The sequence below is a fragment of the Mycobacterium sp. genome (assembly GCF_035499775.1).
Lineage (GTDB): Bacteria > Actinomycetota > Actinomycetes > Mycobacteriales > Mycobacteriaceae > Mycobacterium.
In genome coordinates this window covers 1-6285 of record NZ_DATJYB010000302.1, presented here as the reverse complement: position 1 = coordinate 6285, position 6285 = coordinate 1, and the positions used below count along the sequence as shown (strand labels likewise).

Below are 6285 nucleotides of genomic sequence, written 5' to 3'. Positions count from 1 at the left end.
CGCGTCTTCCTGGTCGCGCGTCCACAGCGAGTATTCGGACTGCACGGCGGTGATCGGGTGTACCGCATGGGCGCGGCGGATGGTGTTGACGCCGACTTCGGAAAGGCCGACGTACCGGATCTTGCCTTCGGCGACCAACTCACCCAGCGTGCCGACCGTGTCTTCGATCGGGGTGCGACGATCGAGCCGGTGTTGGTAGTAGAGATCGATGTGGTCGGTCGCGAGTCGCTGCAGGGAGCCGTCGACAGCGATGCGGATATTGGCGGGGCTGCTGTCCAGACCGTTGCGGTCGGTGTGCGAGATCAGGCCGAACTTGGTTGCCAGCACCACCTGATCGCGGCGGCCGCGCAGGGCGCGGGCCAGAAGCTCTTCATTGACGTACGGGCCGTAGACCTCGGCGGTGTCGATCAGCGTGACGCCAAGGTCGATGGCGCGATGAACGGTGCGGATGGCTTCGGCGTCGTCACTGCCGGCGCCGGCATAGGCCACAGACATCCCCATCGCGCCCAGACCGAGGCGCCCGACTTCCAGGTCGGCGAGGTGAGCGTGTTTCATCCCGCCATTCTGCGACGATCAATCCCCAGGGTGCTGGACGGGTACCGTTGCGCTCGTGCAACGCGTCAACACCGCACGACCGGTCCGCGATCTGGCTGTGGACTACTACCGCGTGTCGGGCGTGATCCTGATCGTGTTGGGGCACTGGCTGGCCGGCTCGGTGACCTATCACGACGGAGAATTCGGCCGGCAGAACCCGCTCGTGGACCAGCCCTGGACCCAATGGCTGACCTGGCCCTTCCAAGCGGTCCCGGTGTTCTTCCTGGTGGCCGGTTATGCCGGCGCGGTCTCATGGACACATCGCAGCGACACCGGTGGTATGTCGCGCCCGGCCTGGCTTCGGCATCGACTGGCCCGAGTGCTGGGACCGACGGCGGTGTACGTCGGGCTGGTATCGGCGATTGTGTTGGCTCTCGACAAATTTGGCGTGCCTGGTACCACGATGGAGTACGCGGGTTGGGCGATCGCTATGCACCTGTGGTTCCTCGCCGTGTACCTGATAGTGGTCTCGCTGACACCCATTGCGGTTGCGGCGCAGCGACGTTGGGGACTTTGGGTGCCCGTGGCATTGGCGCTGGGAGTCGCCGCGGTCGACGCCGCCTCGGTCGGCGCCCACGTGCCCTACATCGGCTGGCTGAACTACCTGCTGTGCTGGGGGGCGCTCTACCAACTCGGAATCGCCTGGCACGAGGGGTTATTGGCCGGTCGCAGAGCCGTGCTACTCGCCGTCGGGTCGGCCGTCGCCTTGGCGTTGCTGATCGGGGTGGGACCCTTCCCGGTCAGCATGATCGGCGTCCCCGGTCAACCCGTGCAGAACAGCGAACCGCCCTCGGTGGCGATGCTGGCGTTCGGATGCGCACAGGCCGGAATGGCGGTGGCGCTTGCGCCGGCACTCAACCGCGGGCTGCGCTCCGCCCGCCTACATCGCGCGCTGTCGGTGGCCAACAGCAACATCATGGCCCTGTACCTGTGGCACATGATTCCCGTCGTCATCGTGGCGACCGTGGCCTATCCGGCCGGACTGTTGCCGCAACCGGCCGAGGGAACCATCCAGTGGTGGCTGGTCCGGTTGGAGTGGGTAGCCATTCTCAGTGTCGTGACAGCGATCGAACTGGTGCTGTTGTGGTGGGGGCGGCGAATTTTCGCGGCTCCCCTGCCGATGCTCGGCGTACCGTTCGCCGAGCGCTGGGTCGAACCGCTCACGCTGGCCGGTGCCGCAACCGCAGCGTATGGCTTGGCGTTCTTCGCCTTCAAAGGCTTCGCTCCGGACGGCCACCTCCCTTGGGTGACGACGCTGATCTTCGCCGCCGGGGTAGTTCTGGTGGCGTTTAGCCCCCGGGTTCCGGCAGTTACGACCGGCTGAGCACCGGCAGGATGGCGACTGCACCGCTTGGGGCCTTAGGACTGCCGGGTTGGTGACCAATTCCTCCTGCACCTGACAGCGCTGAACCACTAACGTCCGGCGCAGCGGTAAAGGAGAACGCCATGTCGAAGCTCAGCACGCACCCGGGAATCGTCGTCGGAGTTGACGGCTCGCCGGGCTCCGATGCCGCGGTCCAGTGGGCCGCTCACGACGCTGAGTTGCGCAATGTTCCGCTGACGTTGGCTCACGTGCTCCCGGTCACAGCGGATAGCTGGTTGTCGGCGTCATTGCTTCCGGCCTGGACCCATGGTCAGCAAGAACGTGGACAACAACTGATGGACGAAGCGCTCAAGATCGCTCAGGACTCCCGTCAGCCCGGCTCGGCGCCGATCTATTGCGAAATGCCTTCTGCGGTTACCGTTCCCGCACTGGTCGAGATGTCCAGAGGCGCCGAGCTGGTTGTAGTGGGCTGCCTGGGTACCGGCACATTGCGGGGTCGCCATCTAGGTTCGGTCAGCTCGGGGCTGCTGTATCACGCACAGTGTCCGGTCGTGGTCATCCACGACGACGCCCGGTTGAACAACGGCACCGAGGCGGCTCCCGTCCTGGTGGGAATTGATAGTTCGCCGGAATCGGAATTGGCGATCGCCATCGCGTTCGATGAAGCGTCGCGCCGCCACGTCGAGCTCACGGCCCTGCGCGCTTGGAAGCCGGTGGGGGTGTTCGATTCCGTCGTCAGCCTCCCCGGCCCCAGCTGGTCGGACCTGAGAGCGAAAGAAGACGTGATTATGGCCGAGCGTCTGGCCGGCTGGAGTGAACGCTACCCCGACGTACCGGTTCGCCGCGTCGTCGCGCGCGATCATCCGGCCAGGCAACTCGTGGATGGTTCGGCATCAGCTCAGCTCGTGGTGGTGGGCAGTCACGGCAGCGGCGGATTCGCTGGAATGCTGTTGGGGTCGGTCAGCGCGGCAGTGGTGCTGCTGGCCCACGTGCCGGTCATCGTCGCACGCGAACCGCTGGCTAAAGCCTGATGAACTCCAGCAGCTCGGCGTTGACGGTGTCGGCCGGCGTGGTGATCATTCCGTGCGGAAAGTCGCTATAGGTCTTTAATGTGCCGTTGCGCAACAGCTTTGCCGACAGCGGCCCGGCAGCCTGATACGGCACGATCTGGTCGTCTTCGCTGTGCATCACCAGGACCGGCACCGTGATTTTCTTCAGGTCCTCGGTGAAGTCCGTCTGGGAGAACGCGACGATCCCGTCGTAGTGCGCCTTGGCGTCACCTGTCATGCCCTGACGCCACCAGTTGGCGATGATCGCCTCTGACGATTCGACGCCGGGTCGATTGAATCCGTAGCACGGTCCCGACGACAACGCCCGTCGAACACCGATCGGTTGGCCGCCAGCTGCGCCTGCAGATCGTCGAACGCCTCCTTGGGCGGCCAAGCGGATTGGCCTCGGTCCTCACCATCAGCGGTGGGACCGCGCTGATCAGAACGGCTTTGCGGCCGGCTTTCGCCATGGCGCGCCAGATAATGCACCACCTCGCCACCACCAGTGGAACGACCGACATGCACGGCGTCGTGCAGATCCAGATGTTCGACCACCGCGGCCAGGTCGTCGGCGTAGTGGTCCATGTCGTGCCCGTCGCCGACCGGGGCCGAACGCCCGTGCCCTCGCCGGTCGTGCGCGACCACGCGGTAGCCATGGTTCAGAAAGAACAACGTCTGGGCGTCCCAGTCATCCGACGACAACGGCCAGCCGTGACTGAACACGATCGGCTGACCCGAACCCTGGTCCTTGAAGAAGATTTTGACGCCGTCGCTGGTGGTGATCCTGGGCATGGCCAACCTTTCGGTGTGGTCTTCTCAGGGGCACCCGACTACGCCACGCGTTGAAGCCGTTGCGCTGAAATTCGCCCAAAGGCGTTCGGCCGCGCGCACTTTCACGCAGCCGAAGCGGTCCCCTCGGTTGCCGTTCGTTGTGATCAAGGACACGCGATCGCGGCTTGACCGTCTAATTATGGGTAGCCTAACCTAATCGGGATTGGACAGGAAGGCCTCTCGTGACGTTTATGCCGACTTCACCGCGTCGTGGCGGCTTCCCCGGCGATCGGGGGCGGCCGATGTTGCCGATTGACCCACACGCGGACACGTCCCGGCGGGCTTGGCTGCCCTGCCCAAATTGCGAGTGGGGTCGCAGCAAGTGTTCCGAGTGCCGCAGCAGTCGCAACTGCGGCCAGCATTGGCAGTATCTGTTGAGCAATCGCGCGACGCTGGTTCACATGCAATGCCCCGGATGCACGAACGTGTGGTCAATCGACACCCGAAATCAGTAGCAGCACAAGGACCTTGGCCGCAGCGCTACGCGGCGGAGTCGGGCTGACGCCACGCGTTCAGGTCGGGCAGCGGACACTGGCAGACGGCGTGCGCCTCGTCGGCACTGAGCCCGAACAATCGCAACACGTTCTCGGTCATCGCGTCGGCGGCCGTCGCCCCGTCGCGATCCGGATTCTGCCGCAGCAGCACGCCGAGCCCCAACAACGCCCCGCCGGCCGTGGCCAATGCCAGATCCGGGTCGTCGATCCGAAATCGCCCGGCCACCGCCGCGGCCTTGATGTCCCGCAGGGCGCGCGGAGCGAGCCCGCGATCGGACGACAGCAGCGTCGCTGTGTTGGCCAACAAGATGTCGCTCTCCTGCGGACGCTCACGCAGCAGGCGGCCGGTCAACCGGAAACTGGTGGCAAACGTCTCGGCCGGGTCCTCGATGGCGGCGGTGAGAGCGTCCAGTAGCGCACCGTGGGCGTCGAGCACGTCGGCGACCGCGGCCTCGAACAACTGCTCCTTGCTGTCGAAGTGGTTGTAGAACGAGCCCATCCCGACATCGGCGGCCTGGGTGATCTCCAATACCGGGACGTTCGTCTTACCCTCGGCGATCAACCGCTGGGCGGCCTTGACCAGCGCCGACCTGGTGCGTTGTTTGCGACGCTCCAGGCGGTTGGGTGAATCTGACCTAGTCACCCAAGCAGTATGCATCACTTTTGAGGATTTCGTCAGAAATCTTGACGGCATGCCCTCTCGTATGTGACGATTTCGTCAGTTAGTTCGGTCGAGAGGTGATGAGTTCAATGGTCGGCACCCACGGGGACCTGCATAAAGATCTGCACAGCGAGCAGGGGGCGCTACCCGGCGAGCACTCCGGCCGGTCCCGAAATCCGTTGATCAAGGTCGCCGACATCGCCTGGCTGGAGTTCGAAAAGCCGGATCTGATGCGCGCCGAGGCTTTCGCCCGCGCGTTCGGTTTCCGTACCGCGCGTCGCGGCCCGGACGAGCTTCAGCTGCGCGGCACCGACGCGGGCGCACCCTGCGTGTTCGTGCGACGCGGGCAACGGACTCGATTCGCCGGCATGGCGTTTCGGGCCCGAGACGAGGTCGACGTGCTGCGACTGGCGGATGCGGCCGGCGTCACCGCGCGGGCGCTGCCGGAAAGCATCGGCGGCCTGTCCGTCGACTTGGTCGACCCCAGTGGGGTCCGAGTGCAGGTTGTCGCCGGCATGCAGGAGCTGCCGGAACTGCCCGGCCAGCAGCCCCACGTCTTCAACTTGGGGCGCGAGTTGGACCGGATCAACGCCACCCAGCGTCCGCTGCGTGCGCCGGCACAGGTACAGCGACTGGGTCACCTGGTGCTGCAGTCGACGAAGTACCTCGAGTCGCTGAATTGGTATCTGGACAACCTGGGGATGATCGTCAGCGACTTCCTTTTCTTCCCGGGCCAGCGTCAGCGGGGTCCGACCATGAGCTTCATCCGCTGCGATCGCGGATCCGAACCGGCCGATCACCACACGTTGGCCCTGGCGCTGGGCCCGGCTAATCGCTACGTGCACTCGGCCTATCAGGTCAGCGATCTCGACGCCCTGGCCGCCGGCGGCGAATACCTCAGGGACCGTGGCTATTTCCGGTCCTGGGGAATCGGCAGGCACATCCAGGGCAGCCAGATCTTCGATTACTGGCGAGACCCCGACGGATTCATGGTCGAGCACTTCACCGACGGCGACATGTTCGACAACACCCTCGAACCCGGCTGGGCAGCCTTCGCCGCGTCGGGGCTGGCCCAGTGGGGACCACCGGCGACCAAAGATTTTCTCGGCATCAACCCGAAACACGCTCGTCACGAACTGGTTTCAATGATCGGCGCACTTCGGACCAGCAACGAATTCGATATCAACCGCCTTGTCGGCCTACTGAAAGTACCCACCTCATGACCGTTTCCGTGCTGCACACCCCCGACACCTGGTGGGTCAAGACTCCCGGCGGCGCCGCGAAGATCGACACCGCCGCGACGACGACCGCACAACTCCTGGCCGACCGCGC

The 6285-nt window shown here is 65.0% G+C and carries 5 protein-coding genes and 2 pseudogenes; 4 read left to right on the top strand and 3 right to left on the bottom strand.

Going from position 1 to position 6285, the window contains the following annotated elements:
- The coding region (locus VML93_RS19235; protein WP_325613114.1) for an aldo/keto reductase at positions 1-555 on the bottom strand (555 nt) is incomplete at its 3' end.
- A gap of 55 nt (positions 556-610) precedes the next feature.
- Between VML93_RS19235 and VML93_RS19230 the strand changes: the two genes are divergently transcribed.
- On the top strand, positions 611-1918 hold the full coding sequence (locus VML93_RS19230) for an acyltransferase (RefSeq protein WP_325613111.1): 1308 nt from the start codon (positions 611-613) through the stop codon (positions 1916-1918).
- A 122-nt stretch (positions 1919-2040) separates the two neighbouring features.
- Complete coding sequence (locus tag VML93_RS19225; protein WP_325613109.1) at positions 2041-2949, top strand: universal stress protein; 909 nt, start codon at positions 2041-2043, stop codon at positions 2947-2949.
- Here the strand turns inward: VML93_RS19225 and VML93_RS19220 are convergent.
- Together VML93_RS19220 and VML93_RS19215 are read right to left on the bottom strand one after the other, a co-directional pair.
- Positions 2939-3759: pseudogene (locus VML93_RS19220) on the bottom strand (alpha/beta fold hydrolase). The gene VML93_RS19225 and the pseudogene VML93_RS19220 sit on opposite strands and share 11 nt — an antisense overlap.
- A 519-nt stretch (positions 3760-4278) precedes the next feature.
- Entirely contained in the window at positions 4279-4950 is a 672-nt protein-coding gene (locus VML93_RS19215; RefSeq protein WP_325613108.1) for a TetR/AcrR family transcriptional regulator, read from the bottom strand.
- Positions 4951-5033: 83 nt separating this feature from the next.
- Here VML93_RS19215 and VML93_RS19210 point away from each other — a divergent pair, with 83 nt between their 5' ends.
- Together VML93_RS19210 and VML93_RS19205 are read left to right on the top strand one after the other, a co-directional pair.
- Positions 5034-6176 carry a VOC family protein gene (locus VML93_RS19210; RefSeq protein WP_325613106.1) on the top strand — a complete coding sequence of 381 codons (1143 nt, stop codon included), beginning with the start codon at positions 5034-5036 and terminating at the stop codon, positions 6174-6176.
- A pseudogene (locus VML93_RS19205) lies at positions 6173-6285 on the top strand (fumarylacetoacetase); the annotation flags it as partial. The gene VML93_RS19210 and the pseudogene VML93_RS19205, both read left to right, overlap by 4 nt.

Bases quoted from the DNA above. Each gene is read 5' to 3' on its own strand.
- VML93_RS19225 (WP_325613109.1), top strand. From the start codon at position 2,041: ATGTCGAAGCTCAGCACGCACCCGGGAATCGTCGTCGGAGTTGACGGC.
- VML93_RS19210 (WP_325613106.1), top strand. From the start codon at position 5,034: ATGAGTTCAATGGTCGGCACCCACGGGGACCTGCATAAAGATCTGCAC.
- VML93_RS19215 (WP_325613108.1), bottom strand. From the start codon at position 4,950: ATGCATACTGCTTGGGTGACTAGGTCAGATTCACCCAACCGCCTGGAG.